Source organism: Streptomyces sp. NPDC058773, from assembly GCF_042746015.1.
Lineage (GTDB): Bacteria > Actinomycetota > Actinomycetes > Streptomycetales > Streptomycetaceae > Streptomyces.
Genome location: NZ_JBHYPE010000005.1, coordinates 174,559 through 191,754, shown reverse-complemented (window position 1 = coordinate 191,754; position 17,196 = coordinate 174,559). Strand labels below are relative to the sequence as shown.

Here is a 17,196-nt window from a genome sequence, read left to right as displayed (position 1 = left end):
GCAGAGAAGGTCGGGGCGCATCCGTGTGTACAGCCTCGCCGGGGAGGCCTGCGACGGTCGCCTGCGACGGTCGCAGCTCTAGGGCCGCCCCGTTTCCGCCTGGGGAAAGCACTCGGTGAAGTACACGGCGTGCTGGCTCGGCAGCTCCACACGGGCCCAGGAGCCGTCCGTGAAGCCGAACTCGAAGGTGTCGGCGTCGATGTCGGTACGGTGCCGGACCCAGGCCACCTGCTCCGCCGCCGTGCTCCAACCCGGCTCGACGGCGCCCAGTTCGCCGCGGCGGCGGCCCCGCTGGACATAGCTGATCCGCAGTCCGCGGTCGGTGAGCTGGAGCACCGGTAGCGCGTCGGTGGTCGCCGAGCGGGGCCACAGGGCGGTGGCCAGCCCGCCCGCCAGGCTTCCCCAGCCGCCCTTGAGCGCCTTGCCCTTCGGGCGCCGCCCCCCGAAGAGCTCGGGGATCGGTTCGAGGATCGCGTCGAGACGCCAGTAGACCGACCAGAAGGCCCGCTTGGTGCCTTCCCAGCGGTCGCCCGGGAGGCGGTGGCCGACCAGGACGCGGGGACGGTTCCACCGCCACGGCTTGGGCAACTTCCGCCCGGGGAGAGCGACTTCGTTCTGTACGAGACGCTCCCCGGCCGGCAGTGCCTGCGCCGCGCGCTCCCTCGCCTCCTTGTACGGCACCCTTCCCCAGGCAACCCGCAGACTCATCCGAAGACCTCCCGAACCGGCTTCGACCGTGGGACGGCCTCCGCCAGACGCTCGTCGAAGCGCTGCGGCTCGGGCCGGTCGGCGTACTGCTTCTGCTGTTCCGTCGGCTGTTCGGCCTTCGGGGCGGCCGGGTTGTCCGTCTGGTGCTCAAGATCCCAGCTCTTGTCGCCGACGTGCACCTCTTTGATGCCGGTGGCGTCGTGGATCGCACGCTCGGCCCTGTTGCCTGCGTCGGAGACCTTCTCGGTGACGCCGGCGGCCTTCTCGGAGGCCCATTCGCCGACGTCGACGCCGGTGTGGTGTTCGATGACGCTGTTCGCCAGCGGCGCCGCATTGAGGGCGGCACCGGCCGCCTTGGCGCCCGCTGCCTTCTTGGCGATCCGCTTGACGTTCTTGCTGATCTTCTTGCGGGCGTTCTTGTTCCGCCACAGCGCCTTGGCCTTGATACGCGCCCGCCGCAGCTTTTGCACCGCCCGCATCCGGTCGGCGAGATCCTTGAGCTTGTCCGCCAGCTTCGCGGTGATCCGTACGGCCTTCATCGCGCGGTGCGTGGCCCCCGCGGCGCCGATGAGCGGACCGATCGCGGCGCCGACACCGGCGGTGAGGATCGCGACGATCGCCGCCGTCGCGGCCGCCACCAGCAGCGCCTCGACGATCTCGGTGATCAGCTCGATCATCGTGTTCTCGGCCTCGGTGCACGCCTCGGCGGCCATCTCCAGGAGTTCGGCGACCGTGATCATGTCCTCGGCCTCGGCCTTGAGGGCCTTTTCGAACTCGGTCATGACGCCGCCGAAGGCCTCGGACGCCTCGCCGGTCCATGACCGCTGCAACGTCTTGCGCTCGGCCAGCAGGTCCTCGACGACGCCGTTCATGTCACGGGCCGCGGCCCGCCATTCCCTGGCGGTTTCGATCAGCTTCTCGTTGTCGCCGCTGACCTTCTCCAGATATTCGTCGAGGCCGAGATCCTTGATGGCTCCCCGGATGACGGAGTCGAGCGCACCCGCCAGCGGGTTGCTCCAGTCGACGTCGAACCCGATGCGCTCCAGTGCCTGGCTCACGAGGCCCCTCCGCCGAGGGCGTAGACCTGGTCATCCTCGTTGTTGTCGTACGCCTCGGCCGACAGACGAACCCCGTCGGCGATGGCGCCCAGCGACTCCTTGACGTCGTGGAGGTCGTTCACCGCCTCCTCGGACTGCGTGTCGTAGTCCGACTTGAGGCCGTCGGACTCCGCCAGCTGGCCGAACACACCGCTGGACAGCTTCAGTTTGCCGACCCGGTTCCGGATCTTCTCCACCTGGTCCGCCGCCTGGTCCGCCGCGTCCGCGTAGCGACGTAGAGCCGAGCTCTCTACGTCGTACCCCGTGCCACCCATTCGCCCCGTCCTCCCGTTGACCTGCCGCGTCCCCTGACTCCGCGCCATCTCAAGTCTTTGCGGAAACAGGGTGATTACTTGACCTGCACTGTACCCAGGGGGCGATGAGGCGACCCAGCCGAGTGGTGGGTCGACGGGTGCGCTGAGCACCAGGGTCGAAACCTCGTTCATGGCGAGCCGTTCCGTGCGGAGCGGGCCGTCATCGCCCGCGCGGGCGTGCGCGGTGCCCGCCCGGTGAGGCCCGGTGTGGGCGATGACCTGCTGTTCAAGGGCGCGGAAGTAGCGGGCGTCGAAGGGGAGTTGACCACCGGCGAGTACGCGCCAGTGTTCGACCCGGCGCTCCACTTCGGCCGTCGCACCGTGATCCTCGACCGGGCGGGACCACATGTCCAGGACCTCGGGTGCGATGCCCGGAAGCGCGTCGGCCGGGACCGTGCTGCCGTCGGGGCGGGTGCAGTGGGTGGTGCTGAGGGCCCTGGTGCTGATGAGGGTGGCGCTGAGTAGTCGGTCGGGGTGGTCGGCGAGCACCATCTGGGCGAGCATGCCGCCCCATGACATGCCGACGAGATGCGCCCGGTCGATGCCCAGCCCGTCCAGGGCCGCGATCACGTCCTCGGCGAGATCGGCGATCCGGTACGGCTGCTCGTCGAACGCCCAGGTGGAGCGGCCGGTGTCGCGGTGGTCGCAGCGGATGACCCGGTGCCGCGCGGCCGGCGCGTCGACCAGCGGCTCCGGCCGGCCGGCACCGGTCGCCTGGGCGCCCATGATCAGCAGTAGCGGGGGCGCATCGGCGGCGCCGCGCTGCTCGGTCCACAGGCGGACGCCGGGGGCGGCGTCGACGAACTGCTGCATGCGGCGGTCCTGCAGGGGGTGTGGGCGAGGGCGGCATATCGCCGCGCGCCTGCGTAACGGTACGTATCGTCTCGCTATGGCGCGAACGCGTCAAAGAGCGAGGTGCGGAAAGCGAAGATCGTAAACTTACTTTGCAGTAAAGGGGCGGGATGGAGGGACATTCAGGGTGGGAGCTGTGAAGAGCAAACGGGTGCCGCGCGCCGTCCGGGAACGGGAGATGCTCGACGCCGCGGTGCTGACGTTCGCGCGGCGTGGATACCGTGCGGCCTCGATGGACGAGATCGCCGAACTGGCCGGCGTCTCCAAGCCGTTGGTCTATCTCTACCTGAACTCGAAGGAAGACCTGTTCAACACGGTGATCCGGCGGGAGTCGAAGGCGCTGAGGGCGGCCGTGACGGCGGCCGCCGAGCCGGGGGCGGCGCCCGACCGGCAGCTGTGGAGCGGCCTCCAGGGCTTCTTCGCGCACACCGCCGAGCACCCGTACGGCTGGGCCGTACTCCACCAGCAGGCGCGGACGCACGGTGAGCCGTTCGCGCGCGAAGTGGCGGCGCTCCGGGGGGAGATCGTCGAGTGCGTCACGGAATTGCTCGGTGCAGCCGCAAAGGAAGCGGGCTGCGTCGGCGAGCTGGCCGAACAGGAGATCGCCGGGCTCGCGCACGCGCTGGTCGGCGCGGCCGAGTCGCTCGCCGAGTGGGCCAACGTCCGTACGGGCGACGGGGTTTCAGGTGGCCCGGGGCACCCGTCGGCCAAGAACACGGCGGCCACGATGATGAACTTCGCCTGGACGGGCCTCGGCCGGGTGATGGGCGGCGAACGGTGGACGCCGAGCGGTCTCGCCGACCGGGAGAGCCCATCTCACGCGGGGCGTTGACGCCCGCCTGTCCCCACGGCTGCCGCCCTGCCTCCGGTCCTTCCGGGGGTGGGGCGGCAGCCGTTTGGGCGGCGATGCACGTTCTCCGGCCCCTACGGGGCCCGGCCGCAATTGCCGGAACGAAGGTGGTGCACGGGCATTGGCCAACTCCCGGTCCTCGCGTAAATTTACGCCGAAGTAAGGTTACTGTCGGGTCAGGAGCTGGGGGCGAGGATGAGTGCCAGGTGTTCCCCTGCCGCGCGCGAGGCGGTCGTCGCCGGTCGCGGACGCCGACGACGTGACGGTGCAACTCGCCCTGCGCGCAATGGTGTTGGGGCCCGGCGGGGCCGACGTCGCGATGGCTTGCGGTAGTTCGGGGGCGTGGGTGCGCGAGGCGCGGTCGGTGTCTGCGGGTGCGTGGTGGCTGGGCGCGCAGTTCCCCGCGCCCCTTGGGGGTGCGATCTGGTCGCCCTATCGGGATTCGCTGCCGGGCGCTGGGGGCTTACCGGGCGTGCCCTCCGACCGGCCGACCGCGAGCCGCAGGCAAACGGCGCCCCGCCACCGGCAACCCCGCAGGGCCCAGCTCACGGTCACCCACCGCCCGTAGGCGAACGGCCCATCCACCGGCGCCCCGCAGGCCCCAGCCCACGGCCACCCACGCCGCGGAGGCAAACGGCGCCCCGCCACCGGCAACCCCGCACAGGAACCCGAGGAGCCACTCGTGCCCCACCAGGAAAGTGCACCCACCACCGGACCCTTCACCACCTCCGCCTCCCTCGCCAACGCCACTCCCACCGCGACCGCCACCCCCACCCTCACCGCGCCCCAGAAAACCGTGCTCGACGGCACGGTCCGCGCGGTCTACGTCCCCCCGCTGGCCCGGTCCGTGCGCAGTGGCTCGCTCGGTGACATTCCCTTCATCAACGCCCAGGAGGCGCCCGGCGACCTCGTGCTCGCCCGTAAACAGCCCAGCGGTATCTGGCGCGACATCACGGCCGCGGAGTTCGCCGCCGAGGTGCGCGCCGTTGCCAAGGGCCTGATCGCCTCCGGCCTCCGCCCCGGCGACCGGCTCGCGATCATGGCCCGTACGAACTACGAGTGGACCCTCGTCGACTTCGCCGCCTGGGCGGCCGGTCTGGTCACCGTCCCGCTCTACCCCACGTCCTCCGCCCACCAGGCGCAGTGGATCCTGCACGACTCCGGCGCCCGCGCCTGTGTCGTGGAGGGCGTCGACGAAACGCGGCTGATCAGCGGCATCCGCGCCGAACTCCCCGTCCTCGACCACCTCTGGCAGTTCAACACCGGTGCCGTCTCCCAACTCGTCGCGGCGGGCCGCGAGGTGCCGGACGAGGCGGTCGACCAGTGCCGCGCCGCCACCGGCCCGTACGCCCTCGCCACCCTCATCTACACCTCCGGCACCACCGGCCGCCCCAAGGGCTGCGCCCTCACCCACGCCAACTTCTTCGCCGAGGCCGACAACGCCGTCGAACTGCTGCACCCGGTCTTCAAGTCGGTCAGCGAGGAGCCCGCCGCCACCCTCCTCTTCCTCCCGCTCTCCCACGTCTTCGGCCGGATGGTCGCCGTCGGCTGCCTGCGCGCCCGGGTCCGCCTCGGTCACGCCCCCAGCATCCGGACCGACGACCTGCTCGCCGACCTGTCCGGCTTCCGTCCGACGTTCCTGCTGGCCATCCCGTACGTCCTGGAGAAGGTCTTCAACACCGCACGGGCCACCGCGGAGAAGATGGGCCGCGCCGCCTCCTTCGACCGCGCGGTCCGCGTCGCGCGCTCCTACGGTGAGGCCGTCGAGGCGCGGGAGCACGGGACGGGCCAGGGCCCCGGCGTCACCCTCAAAGGCGCCCGCAAGCTCTACGACCCGCTGGTCTACCGCCGTATCCGCGCCGCCCTGGGCGGCAAGGTCCGCCATGTCCTCTGCGGCGGTTCACCCCTCGGCCGCCGCCTCGCCGCGTTCTACACCGGCGCCGGCATCGAGATCTTCGAGGGCTACGGCCTGACGGAGACGACCGCCGCCACCACCGTCACCCCGCCCCTCCGGCCCCGTATCGGCACGGTCGGCTGGCCGCTCCCCGGCACCGCCGTACGCATCGCCGACGACGGGGAGATCCTGGTCCACGGCGACCACGTCTTCTCCGGCTACTGGGACGCGACCCTCGGCGCGGCCCGCCCGGTCACCGACCAGGGCTGGCTGGCTACCGGTGACCTCGGAGCCCTCGACCCGGACGGTTACCTCACCATCACCGGCCGCAAGAAGGAGATCATCGTGACGACGGGCGGCAAGAACGTCGCCCCGGCGCCTCTGGAGGACCGCCTCCGCTCGCACCCCCTCGTCGGCCAGTGCATGGTCATCGGCGACAACCGCCCCTACATCACCGCCCTGCTCACGCTGGAACCGGACGGCCTCGCGCACTGGCGCCAGATGAACAAGAAACAGGACCTCACGCCCGGGCAACTGGTCCGCGACGAACGCCTGTTGGCCGACCTGCAGCGCGCCGTCGACGACGCGAACGCACTGGTCTCCCGCGCGGAGTCCATCCGCCGCTTCGCCGTCCTCCCGGTGGACTTCACCGCGGAGACCGGGCACCTCACCCCGTCCCTCAAACTCCGCCGTGCCGTGGTTGCCCGGGATTTCGCCAAAGACATAGCGGGCCTTTACGAAAGCAGATGACCCCCGCTCTGGAGCAAAAGCCTCCGGCGCGTCAAAATGGAACCCCGTGTCACCTCTGTGGGGGAGGTGGCACGGGGTCTGACGTGCGTTGTCGTGGCGTTTTACGACCAGCCGACCTCGCACCAGACGGTTTTCCGGCCATCCTCTTGCCGCACACCCCACCGCAGCGAGACGGCATCCAGCAGCGCCAGGCCCCGACCGCGCTCGTCGTCGCCGCCCGCCCGCAGCAGCACCGGCAGCGCCCGCGCGCCGTGGTCGGTGACCTCCACCCGGGTACGGCCGCCTGCCCTGCGGCTGATGCGGCTCGGAAGACGTGCTCACCGCGCGGTCGCCCTACGGAGCGCCTCGGCCAGCTTGCGGGCGGTGGCCGTATTTACCGAAATGGCCAGCAGATCCCTTGACTTGAGTGCCGCATGTTGGCGGAAGAGCAGCTACAGCAATGGTGACGGTGGCGAATGCCTGGAGGTTGCCGATGGCTTCCCCGGCCTCGTCGTCGCCGCCCGGGACTCCAAGGTGCCCGAAGGCTCGGCCCTTATCGTCCGCGCCGGTGCCTGGAGCCGTTTCGTCACGGCGGTCAAAGCCGACTCGCTCGGCGCCTGAGAGCGCGCCCGCAACATCCCCTTGCCTCACCCGCACGGGCTCTCACTGCGGGGGCAGGGCCACAGCCGTCTGCATCTCACACGAATTGCACCAGAACGCCCACCCGTTGGCGTCCACGGACCGCGACCCGCACGCGAGGCACGGGTCGCCCACAAAGCTGGCGGCCACCCACGCGCCGGCCGTCGCCGCCCGCCGCCCCGCGGTCGTGCACTCATCCGCGTAGCAGGGGATGCACAACCCGCCCTGCTGGCCGGGCAGTTTCATCGACCGTATCCCGCAGGTCGCACACGGAAGTCGGCCGACGTACTGCGCGTCCAGGCCGACCGGCTTGCCGTTCCTCTCGAAGGCCGCCATGCCTGCCCCCGCCTCCTCTACGCCAGGACGGTTCCGGTGCCGCCGCACCCGGAACACTGCGTGGTGACTGCATCGCCCATCGGCGTCTCCCACTCCACGGTGCCTTGGCCCCCACAATCTGGGCAGGGCTTCTGCGGGGGCATGTCCTCGCCCATCTTGCCCAAGATAGGCCGCGCCATGTTGTCATGTGAGCACTTTCCGTGATCACATCGTCATCAGCGCCCCAGCAGGAGGGGATGCTCATGGCGGAGCCCGCTGCACCTCCAGTCCCGCTACCTCGGCGGCGCTGTTCAGAGGCTAATCAGGATTCTTGGTCTTGAAGCAAGCGGATTCGACCGTGACCTCGATCAGCGAGGGATCTTTCCCGTATTTCCGCTCGTCATGCAACCTGATATCAACGGAGATTTCTCCATCCTTGGAGTTCGCAACAATCTGCGGGGCTTTTGATGGGCTGCCATCAAAACCATCCTTGACGATCTTCCACCCTTTCCGGGGGAGCCCTTTTCGCAGTCGATCAATGGCTTGTTCCATTTCGTCGACCGGGACGTCGTACAGGCTCCATGGGTGGTGAGCCCTGTACGCGCCTCCTGAGTACCCCGCGCACGGCATGGTGAACGGCCCCGGCTCTGTCGCCTTCCCCTTCAAATCGAGAAGGTCAAGGATCTCTCTGGAAGTATTCTTGGCGCTCTCTTTGATTTCCTTGCCATCTCGCGCCTTTAGATTACCTTCGTCCATTTGTGAACATCCTGCCACCAGCGCACACGCCAAGAGCGTTTGGATTGTTCGGGAACCCGTCTGTCCATGCCCCCTGTGCAGCCCTCCGGTGAGGCCGCCCACGTGATTCTGCAAGGCGATCGATTCTCCGCTCTGGCGGCAAGTTTCACTGAATGGGGTGCGGGGATCTTAGGACTTTTCGGTGAAGCATCTGGAGTATAGGGTAATTTCCAGTAGTGGGGTGTGACCGTCGAGCCCCTTCAGCCAGGTGACTTCAAGCTGGGTGTGTGTCTTCAGGTGGACGGCCATCATCTCCAGATTTCGATTCCGGCTGGAGTCCTTTCCGTACTTCACCACTTTCCAGCCCTCCTCCGGGAGTGCTCTGTGTAGGTTGGTCATCCCTTTCTCCAGAGCATCGTTCCCTACGCCGTAGAAAGACCAAGGGTGGCGGACGCTCTGGTGCGTGCGCGAGGTGTCGTGGGGTACGTCGCATGGCGCGGCAGCGGGGCCGGGTTCGGTCGATTTCCCCTTGGTGTTCAGCATTTCGAGGACTCGACTCGAAAGCGTTCCTACCTCGCGCACCACCTGTTGAGTGTCGCGCTCCTCAGGCTCGTATTCGAGGCCGCTGGCATCACTTTTCACCGCAGAACACCCAACCGTCAGCATCAGAGAGCCAAGATAAATGGGGATTGCCCTGAATGTCTTGTCTTTCATTCTAGTCATTAATGTGCCATTTCCTTAAGGGTGAGGTAGTCCTCAAGGGTGACGTCGCCGTATCTACCCGTTATGACTCTGGCTTGGTTCTTCAAGCTAAGCGACGCGGCGCTGGCTTTCGTGTCCCAGAACGAGCCGTGACTTTCCGCGTCGCTCTTCATGATGTTCCCGCCGAACGCTGGATCCGTGGGAATGAGTCCGCCGCCGCCTAGGCCCATGGCTCTGCCGCCTTCTGTGACGAAGTTGTCCGAGCCGCCGCCTTCCATCGCCCACATGTGTTGAGGGTCAATACCGAGGTCTGCGGCGTGTTTTGCTTGCATGCCGGGACTGCCTGCGACCATGACGTCATCCGCGGGGAAGGGGGTCTGGTCCCGGACGAACGTCTTGGCCGTGTCGCCGATCAAGGTGCTGCCGTAACTATGGCCGAGGACGGTGGTGTGACCTGTGTCGCCGGTCGCGTAAGTGTGGGCCGCTCGGTTGCCCTCGAGGTACTGGTGCAGTCGCGGTGCGCCCCGTTCTGCGTAGGTGTCGGACGGAGCATCGGTCAGCACGTTGTCCGGCGCGTCGTAATCGAACCAGGTGATGCTGGAGACCTTTTGCCCCGGAGCGAGACGTCCGCTCTCACGCCAAAGCCTTTCGCTGCGCTTGAGATCCGAAGGCGTGTCGCCATCGTCCTCCCCAATTGTCGAAAGGTCTGTCTTAGTTCCGGGGATGTATATGGCGGTGTGATCTGCCGTATCCGGGTTTCCGTTGGCCAGAATAACTCTTCCGTTACCCTCGCCGTCAGGGTCAAAGCCCAGTAGGTATGCCTCGGGGAGGCCACCCTGGCCGGTTCGATCGAACCGGCCCTGAATCGCCTGCATCCCTTTGAGCTTCCCCTCCAGACGCTCCTTCTTGTCGCGCCAGTCCAGCCACTTCTGGCTGTATTTCATGTCACCGCGGGCCCCGACGCTCTCGAACTCGGGTGGCTCCGACTTGTTGAGCGCAGCCAGTCTCATCTCGTACTGGCCACGTGTTTCCGCGAGGACAGTCCGGTTGGCCTCGTCGCGGGCATCGGCGGGGAGGCCGTTCATCGCCCCGATGCTCGCGGGGTGCATCGAGATATAGGCGTCCCGCTCATCGGCGGACAGGTGCTTCCACCACTCAGCGTTGTCTTCCGGGGCGCCGTGCTTGGGCGGGGCCTTGATCGCGTCCAGATAGCGCTCGGCGCCGTCGCTCACACCACCTGTGTCCTTCTTGGCGTCGACCCAGTCCGCAGCGGAGACCGTCAGATCGTCGTCAGCCTTGAGGCTGCGCAGTTTGGGAGCCCACTTCTCGTCGGCCGCCGTGGCTTCCTCAAGAGCTGCGGTGATGCGGTCGGCGTAGGCCTGTGCCCGCGCGAAGTGGGGATTGGGGTCGAAGTTGGCCGCCTGCCGGTTGAGTGCCTTAGCTGTCTCGTCCGTGACGCCGTTCGCCGTGCCACCCGGCGGGGTCTTGCCCCGGTACTCATCACCCGCTGCCGGGTAAGTGACCGACCCGTCCTTCTCCACGGTGAATTTCTCGCCCTCCGCGTCCGCCACCGCCGCATCGAGCTTCTTCTTGGCGGTCTGCAGGTCGGCGGCAAGAGCGGTGAGCGCGGTGCTGATGACGCCGCACTCCACCTGGGTGTAATGGAAGTCCTTCGCCAGCGCGCGAAGTTGGGTGAGAGCGGCCTCGGCTGCCTCGCCGGAGAGTGAATTCTGTAACTTGACGTTGATGCGCTGCTCAAGCGCATCCTTGGCGGAGCCCGCCATATGGCCGGCGGCACGGTAACCGTCCGCGGCATCCTCGAACTCGGACGTCTTGAGGTTCTTGAGCGTCGAGTAGTCCATGGCTCAGGTCACTTCCCCTGCTGCCGAGCGCCGACCGCGGGGGTGTCCTTGTACTGGTGGGAGAGCTTGCTGAACGAGCCCTTGACGGCTGCGTCGTTCCCGTACAGCTCGCCGCCCGCCTTCTCCATCCGAGCCTGGACTGCGCCGCACCGACCGCTCAGGGCCTCCAAGTACCGCTTCCAGGAGCGGTGGACATCCTGCTGTGCCGCAGCGCTCTGCACGCCACTGCCGCCGGTGCCCAGACCCTGCTGCCCCTCTTCCAGCTTCGTCAGGGCCTTCTTGATGTCTCCACGTAACGACTGGACATCGCGCCCCACCGTGGTCCACGCGGACCTCTTGGACTTTAAGCCGCCCGAGCTGTCGCCCGAACCGCCTTGCCAACTACCCCCGCCGGCGCTCGCGAGCTGTAATCCGCGCCCTTCGGCGGCCTCCCGCTTGAGCGCGGCCCATTCGTCGTCCCAAGACACAGCGTCCCCCGTCATCATCGTCGGCTATACGGCTGGAAATCCTACGGCGATGGACCACGCGGGACCTGGGTACGGCTACTTATGTGCCATGAGGTCGCGCCGGATGAGCGCTACGGCCGCGCTGACCATCTACGCCCGAGGAGACTTCTCTGTGCCGGCCCTCGAACTCTCGCAATGCTGTTGGGGTGGGCGTACATCCGCTGCACACCCACCCCAAGCCACATCGTCAGTCTGTTACTACTGGAAGAACCCAGCAGCCCGCCGGTCCGTCGCCCGGTAGTCCGCACTGCCCGAACGGATCTTGGCTGCGACCTCGTGCAGAGTGCTCTGGATGTGGCCGGCACGGGCGTTCCACTGCCGTTCCGCAGCCTGGAAGGCCTGCTGGGCCTCGCCTTCCCAGGAGTTGGAGACGCGCTTGACCGCGCCCCAGATCTTGTCGAGCTCGGCCTGAAGTTCCTTGGCGGAACGCTCGATGTCGGCGGCAGTCTGCTCCACCGCACCGTATGTCACCCGAAGGTTCTCGTCGCCGGCCATGTCTCCCCCACTGTTGTGGCTGATTGGTGGACTTCACTGCGCCTGGGAACGTGAGCCCAGGCGCGCGGTCAGTAGTTGCTGATGCCGCTGGCGGAGCCGGTGTTGAGCCGGCCCCCGGCCGCTCCGCCATTGACGTCGATGCTCCGGAAGCTGGAGAGCACCTCGGAGTCGTTGGACTGGCTGGTGGTGCCGGTCCGGGCGATGGCGTCATTGATGCCGTCGAGCATGCGGCGCAGCGCGGCGTGGTCCTCATTGAGGGCGTTCTGGGCCTGCTTGAAGGCACTTGCGCCCTGGCCGGTCCATGCCGACTCGACCGCGGAAATGGCGTTGATCAGCGTCCGCAGCTGGGATGCCATCGCCTGGCTTCCGCTCTGGATCTCGCTCTTGAGCTTTTCGATCTCCGCATAGGTGAGTGCGGTATTCCCTGCCATGATCCACCTTCCCCCTGAGTGGGTTTACAGAGCTGAGCGAGCTGAGCGTGAGGTCTTGGTGCTCAGCCCGGGTTGTCGGCCGCATCTCTTGAGATGCGGCTTTCTGCGCTGGTTGCCCGTGGTGCGAGCAGCCAGAGTCTGGGTCGTTGCGCTGTCGTCGCCCGGTGTCAGGGCGTCTTGCGCCGCCGAACGATGATCAGGCCGCCGGCGGCCAGAGCCGTGACGGCTGCGGTCAGTCCGGCGGTGACGGGCCAGGACGATGAGTCATCCGGTTCGCCGCCCGGCTCGGGGGCGGTAGCGGCTGCCTTGTTGTCCGTCTTCGGCCGCGGAGCCTTGGTCGGCGCGGCGGTCCCGCGGGCCGCAGGCAGTGGACTGACGTCGGCGGGGCCGGGATCGCCCTCCTTGTCCAGCAGCACCTTCCGGGGGCGGACGATCCCGTAGCCGAGGTACTTGCTGGGGACCTTGCCGTCCTTCGGCTTGCCGGCGGTTTCCATCATCACCCGGAGGACCTGGTTGTTCGTCCAGGTGGGGTGGGCGGACCAGATCAGGGCGGCGGAGGCGGAGGCGAGGGCGGTGGCGTCGCTGGTGCCCTCTTCCGTGCAGCCCAGGAGCTTCTTCGTGCAGCGAGTGGGAATTCCGACTCCGGGCGCGGCCAGGGCCACCTGCGGCCCGTGGGTGGAGAAGTTGGCTACTTTCAGCGACCTGTCGACAGCGCTGACTCCGACAACTCCCGGAAGGCCGGCGGGATAGCGAGGAAGATTGCCCTTTGCGCCGTCGTTTCCCGTACCAGCGAAGATCAAGCTCCCCTTCTTGTGCGCGTAGTCGACTGCCGGCTGCAGTGCTGCCTCGGTTTCGGCCGTGGCCGTCCCGGCTTGAGAGATGTTGATGACCTTCGCGCCCTGATCCGCCGCATAGCGAATGGATTTCGCCATGTTGGAGGACCAGTCCCCGCTGACGCTCCTGATGGGGAGGATCTTTGCTCCCGGTGCGAGCCCCCAGGTTCCGCTTCCGCTGCTCCTGCCGGCGATGATCATTGCCATGCTGGTGCCATGACCCTCGTCGTCGTGGTTTGCGCCGCGTCCTTGCCCCGAGAAGTCCTTGCCGGGGCGTAATTGGCCGCGAAGCTCAGGGACCGAGTCGTCGACGCCACTGTCGATCACAGCCACGGAAACGCCTTCTCCGGTGCTGGTCTGCCACATGCGCTCCGCCTGCATCGCGTCCAGGTACCACTGACGCGACCTCTTGTCGGCAGCGGAGGCCGTGGGGGCGAGCAAGCCCACGCTCAGTGTGGTGAGGCAGGCGAGTGCCGCTAATAACGCTCGGCTCTTCCTCTGCACGTGATGTGCCGCACGATTCACAGTGCGGTCCCTCCTCCTCCGTTGCGCGACCGGGCCAGGCCTATTCGATCACCGGCGGCACCGCTGGCGGGTGCTGTGCCGTCCATGTCTCGTCGTCTTCCCTGAGGTAGGCCGGTCGCTGACCGGAGGCGCCATTCCTGCGTTGCGAAGAAGGCCCTGTCATGGGCAGCACGTTGCTGGACGGGGTGCCGGTTCGGGTCAGACCCGAGCCGCCCGGCGTGAAGTCGCTCGTCCGGCCGCGTGACGTCGGGGTTCGTCCGACCGTCCGTCCTGGCTCGGGCTCCGAGCTGCGGCCTGCAGTCGCCGGCACTCCGGGAGACGTCCCTGACTGGCTCCCGCCGTAGCTGCGGGCCGGTGTTCCGGAGGGCTGCTCATTGCCTGCCACCGGTGCGCCGGACCTGGGGCCCACGCTGCCGCCGGGCTCGTAGGCCAGGCGGCGCCCCGGGACGCCACGCACGTCCTGTCTGATGCTGTTGCCGGCGTTTCCTGGAATGCCGTGCCCCGTGAGGCCACGGGCCGAACCTTGTTGCTCGCCCATGACCGGTCCGCGTGGCCTGTCCATGGCTTCTCCTCGAGGAGGGACAAGGCGCTGACCGACGCTTCCCCTGTCTCCCCGTGTCCTGCCACCCGCAGCGGCAGGAAGTTCCGCTCCGGATCTGCCAGGCCTAGGTCCGAGCACGCCGTGTTCCTCGCCCATGACGGTCCCCCCTGGCAACCGCGGTTGACCGGTGGACACACGGCCGCGCTGAGCGGTGCCACCGACGATGCCGTCTCCGGTGGCCCTGCCGCGCTCTCCCGGCGCCGCGCCTCGGCGGCCGGTCGATGGCTGGGTGCTGCGTGCTGCTTCTCCGCTTTCCCCGGGGGCCTTCGTCTTCCCGGGGAACGTTGTGGAGCCGGGCGGGACCGCAGGTGGGCCGTCGGGCCCCTGGGGCTGATGAGGGACGGTGCTCGAGTGGGACGGCGCTTCTGCGGGCGGGGTCACGGGTGCGGTGGAATCGACGGACGTACCCACGTGCCGGTCGTACTGTAGATCTCCGTCCGACGACCGGGGCACCGTTCCGTGTGGCTGCGCGCCCTTGCCGCCCGCTGAGGACGTGACGCCCGTGTTGCCCGGTGCGTTCACAGTTCCAGCGTTCGCGGCCCGGTCCAGGACAAACGTGTTGCCGATGCGCTCATCGCCTGGCGGAGGCTCCGGCACAAACCCCGAAGCCGGCCTGAAGTTGGGCTCCTCCTGCTTTGCGATCTTTTCCTGGGCCGTCCGGTAGTAAGACGCCAGGCGGTTCATCTCGGATACGGCTTCGTCGCGTTCCGGGTTTTTGCGGAGGGCGTCAAAGGCGCTTACCTTTCCGCTGTCCACTTCTACGTAATTCTTCGGCTCGGGAGGCCGCGGCATCAGTTTGGCCTGGCCCAGGGCTCCCGCGGCATCGACCATGGCCTCGCCGGTGCTTTTGGCGTAATGGCCGAGTTTGCGGCTCTCCACGGCGGTTGCCCGGGTCCAGTCCTCGAAAGCCTGGGCGCCCTCGCCCTTCCAGTGGACCTGGACCTCTTTGACGTAGGCCTCGAGGTCATGGGTGATTCGGGAGATCTCTTTGCCCGCGTCGACCAGGGCCGTTCCCATGAGACCGAGCTGCATGTGGTCGCCGTCGGCCACCATGGAGTAGAGGGCCTGATGGGACATGCCCTCGAAGTTGGTGCAGCCCGAAACGCCTAAGCCGTCGGTGTTTCCTGCCATTTTCGTTCCCCCTTGCCTCAGATGCCGTCGGAGCCCGCGGACTGGCCGTCGCCCATCTCCGGACCGGTGGTGTCGGCAGGTTGGTGCTTCGGCTGTGGTGCCTTGTAGAAGCCTTGGGTACGACGCTGGATCGCGGCCAGGCGGTTCCGCACGTCCGCATCCACCCCTGCGTAGTCCCGTCCGATGAACTCGGTTCCGAGGCTCAGCGTTTCGATCTGGTCGCCGAACACTTTGGAGAATGTCTCGAGTTGGGACAACACCTTTTCATAGGTGTCCGCAAGGCCCTGTGCCTCGGCGAATCCCTGGCCGAATGACGAGGGTGCGATCTTGCGATGGCCGAGTGCACGGTGATCCGCATTCGATCCCTTGAGCTGATCCAATAGAGCGTCCACGCGCTGTTTCAACTTCTTCAGCACCTCGGGATCGACTTCCAGCGATCCGCCTCCGGCGCCGGACCCGGTCGCGTTCACCCGCATGCCGGTGTTCTCGTCAGCCCCCACAGTGACCCCCCCCGTAAGTCTGAAACTTCAGTAGTCACTCTAGTCACCACCTCTGACAACGACCGGTGGTGTGAGCCGGTACCGTTCAGAATTCGCCAAGGGCGGGCGCCCCCGCCGGGAGCCGGAGGTAAAGGTAGTGGCCGTCGGGTTCGCGGTCATCCGGCTTTATTCCGGGGAAATCTGAGTACGGCTACTCATTGACTCGTCCGGCAATGGTCGCAGTCGCCGTCGCAGGCGCGGCCGTGCGGCGACGTATGTCCCGCCGGATGACCGCCACCCCCGCGATGACGGCCACTGCAACGCCGCCTGCCCCCAGTCCGTATGTCGCATATCGCTCCATGCGTTTCTGCGGAGTCTCACCCTCCGCCAGGGCGACCGGGTCCGGGGGAGTGGCCCGGGGCGGTCCGTCGTCCGCCGTCGCGTGGTCGATGGCGTGGTCGTCGTCGGTCAGGGCGCGCACCGGGTCGGCGACGCCCCATCCCACGAAGCTGTCCCGGCCGTTGACGGAGCGCTCGGCGGTCTGCTCGATCTGGGCGACGATCTGGTGTTCCTTCCAGTCGCGGTGTTTGGCGCGGAGGAGTGCGGCGATGCCGGCGACGTAAGGGGCCGAGAAACTGGTGCCGTTGTCGACGCACTGGCCGCCCTTGGGGACGGTGGAGACCATGTCCACGCCGGGAGCGGCGACGCCGATGAAGTCGCCGCTCTGGGAGAAGGCGGCGCGCTCGTTGTTGCGGTCGGAGGAGGCGACGGCCAGTACGCCCTCGTACGCGGCCGGATAGGTCTTCTTGAGGCGGCCGTCGAAGCCGTCGTTGCCCGCGGAGGCGATGACCACGACGTCCTGCCGGCGCGCGTTGCGGATGGCCTGGGCGAGCCGGGAGTCCGCCGGGACGGGCTCCGCCGTGTCCTGGGAGATGTTGATGATGTCGGCGTGTGCGGCCACGGCCTTGTCGATGGCCGCGGTCAGGGTGCCGACGTTTCCACTGCCCTTCTCGTCGTTCTGGCGGAGGGGGATGATGGTCGCCTCGGGTGCCAGTCCGACGAAGCCGGTGCCGCGGCGTGGCCGGGCCGCGATGATGCCCGCGACCTTGGTGCCGTGGCCCACCGGGTCGTAGGTGCCGTTCTTCGGGGCCTTGGGATCCGCTCCGTCGTCCTTGCCGAGGAAATCCCAGCCGTGTTCGGTCTCGACGGCGTCGGCGAGCTGCGGATTCGCGGTGTCGACCCCCGTGTCGATCACCGCGACGCGGACCGGACGGCCTTGGGCGTCACGGCCTTTGGTGTCCTGCCACAGGCGGTCGAAGACGATCCGCTGCAGGGCCCAGGGCCGCTCCTTGATCTGCTGCTTCATGGGAAAGGTGCACGCACCGTCCCCTTCCGGTACCGGCGGGACGTCCTCTCCCGCCGCGAAGGCGGAGGACGCCGTGGCCACCACGAGCAGCGCCGCCAGGGCGCCCGCCGCGGTCCGTTTCCTCCTCATGCT

15 protein-coding genes and 2 pseudogenes are annotated in these 17,196 nt (G+C 67.8%); 3 read left to right on the top strand and 14 right to left on the bottom strand.

Features of this window, described 5'->3' with window-relative positions; all coding sequences use genetic code 11:
* Nucleotides 1–78: 78 nt before the first annotated feature.
* From ACFW5B_RS07035 to ACFW5B_RS07025, 3 genes and pseudogenes are all read right to left on the bottom strand, one after another.
* Nucleotides 79–708: a hypothetical protein gene (locus tag ACFW5B_RS07035; RefSeq protein WP_386434390.1), complete on the bottom strand. Its 630-nt coding sequence runs from the start codon at nt 706–708 to the stop codon at nt 79–81.
* A complete protein-coding gene (locus ACFW5B_RS07030) occupies nt 705–1,766 on the bottom strand; it encodes a WXG100 family type VII secretion target (RefSeq protein ID WP_386434387.1) in 1,062 nt (353 codons plus the stop codon). The genes ACFW5B_RS07035 and ACFW5B_RS07030 overlap by 4 nt, the downstream gene beginning before the upstream one ends.
* A gap of 440 nt (nt 1,767–2,206) precedes the next feature.
* Nucleotides 2,207–2,932, bottom strand: a pseudogene (locus ACFW5B_RS07025) (alpha/beta fold hydrolase); the annotation flags it as partial.
* Nucleotides 2,933–3,098: 166 nt separating this feature from the next.
* On the opposite strand from ACFW5B_RS07025, the gene ACFW5B_RS07020 reads away from it, so the two are divergent.
* Complete coding sequence (locus ACFW5B_RS07020) at nt 3,099–3,803, top strand: TetR/AcrR family transcriptional regulator (RefSeq protein ID WP_386434385.1); 705 nt, start codon at nt 3,099–3,101, stop codon at nt 3,801–3,803.
* 700 nt (nt 3,804–4,503) lie between these two features.
* The gene (locus ACFW5B_RS07015; protein WP_386434382.1) at nt 4,504–6,465 is read left to right on the top strand and encodes an AMP-dependent synthetase/ligase; all 1,962 of its coding nucleotides are present in this window, start codon (nt 4,504–4,506) and stop codon (nt 6,463–6,465) included.
* Nucleotides 6,466–6,566: 101 nt separating this feature from the next.
* On the opposite strand, the pseudogene ACFW5B_RS07010 reads toward ACFW5B_RS07015, so the two are convergent.
* A pseudogene (locus ACFW5B_RS07010) lies at nt 6,567–6,749 on the bottom strand (ATP-binding protein); the annotation flags it as partial.
* Between the two features lie 97 nt (nt 6,750–6,846).
* Between ACFW5B_RS07010 and ACFW5B_RS07005 the strand changes: the two are divergent.
* Nucleotides 6,847–7,065: a DUF397 domain-containing protein gene (locus ACFW5B_RS07005; RefSeq protein ID WP_386434588.1), complete on the top strand. Its 219-nt coding sequence runs from the start codon at nt 6,847–6,849 to the stop codon at nt 7,063–7,065.
* 651 nt (nt 7,066–7,716) lie between these two features.
* On the opposite strand, the gene ACFW5B_RS07000 is transcribed toward ACFW5B_RS07005, so the two are convergent.
* The 10 genes from ACFW5B_RS07000 to mycP (ACFW5B_RS06955) all read right to left on the bottom strand — a co-directional run bounded on the left by ACFW5B_RS07000 (nt 7,717) and on the right by mycP (ACFW5B_RS06955) (nt 17,193).
* The gene (locus ACFW5B_RS07000) at nt 7,717–8,154 is read right to left on the bottom strand and encodes a hypothetical protein (RefSeq protein WP_386434379.1); all 438 of its coding nucleotides are present in this window, start codon (nt 8,152–8,154) and stop codon (nt 7,717–7,719) included.
* A gap of 168 nt (nt 8,155–8,322) precedes the next feature.
* Entirely contained in the window at nt 8,323–8,847 is a 525-nt protein-coding gene (locus ACFW5B_RS06995; RefSeq protein WP_386434376.1) for a hypothetical protein, read from the bottom strand.
* Between the two features lie 8 nt (nt 8,848–8,855).
* Entirely contained in the window at nt 8,856–10,697 is a 1,842-nt protein-coding gene (locus ACFW5B_RS06990) for an alpha/beta hydrolase (RefSeq protein WP_386434373.1), read from the bottom strand.
* An 8-nt stretch (nt 10,698–10,705) separates the two neighbouring features.
* Nucleotides 10,706–11,164 carry a hypothetical protein gene (locus ACFW5B_RS06985; protein ID WP_386434370.1) on the bottom strand — a complete coding sequence of 153 codons (459 nt, stop codon included), beginning with the start codon at nt 11,162–11,164 and terminating at the stop codon, nt 10,706–10,708.
* Between the two features lie 237 nt (nt 11,165–11,401).
* Nucleotides 11,402–11,698, bottom strand: coding sequence for a WXG100 family type VII secretion target (locus tag ACFW5B_RS06980; protein ID WP_386434367.1), 297 nt, complete (start codon nt 11,696–11,698; stop codon nt 11,402–11,404).
* A gap of 68 nt (nt 11,699–11,766) precedes the next feature.
* Nucleotides 11,767–12,129 carry a WXG100 family type VII secretion target gene (locus tag ACFW5B_RS06975; RefSeq protein ID WP_386434364.1) on the bottom strand — a complete coding sequence of 121 codons (363 nt, stop codon included), beginning with the start codon at nt 12,127–12,129 and terminating at the stop codon, nt 11,767–11,769.
* 167 nt (nt 12,130–12,296) lie between these two features.
* Nucleotides 12,297–13,409, bottom strand: coding sequence for a type VII secretion-associated serine protease mycosin (mycP, locus tag ACFW5B_RS06970; protein WP_386434361.1), 1,113 nt, complete (start codon nt 13,407–13,409; stop codon nt 12,297–12,299).
* Nucleotides 13,410–13,527: 118 nt separating this feature from the next.
* On the bottom strand, nt 13,528–15,219 hold the full coding sequence (locus tag ACFW5B_RS06965; protein WP_386434358.1) for a hypothetical protein: 1,692 nt from the start codon (nt 15,217–15,219) through the stop codon (nt 13,528–13,530).
* A 17-nt stretch (nt 15,220–15,236) separates the two neighbouring features.
* Nucleotides 15,237–15,719 (bottom strand): hypothetical protein, encoded by a 483-nt coding sequence (locus tag ACFW5B_RS06960; RefSeq protein ID WP_386434355.1) that lies wholly within the window; start codon nt 15,717–15,719, stop codon nt 15,237–15,239.
* 190 nt (nt 15,720–15,909) lie between these two features.
* A complete protein-coding gene (mycP, locus tag ACFW5B_RS06955) occupies nt 15,910–17,193 on the bottom strand; it encodes a type VII secretion-associated serine protease mycosin (RefSeq protein WP_386434352.1) in 1,284 nt (427 codons plus the stop codon).
* Nucleotides 17,194–17,196: the final 3 nt, after the last annotated feature.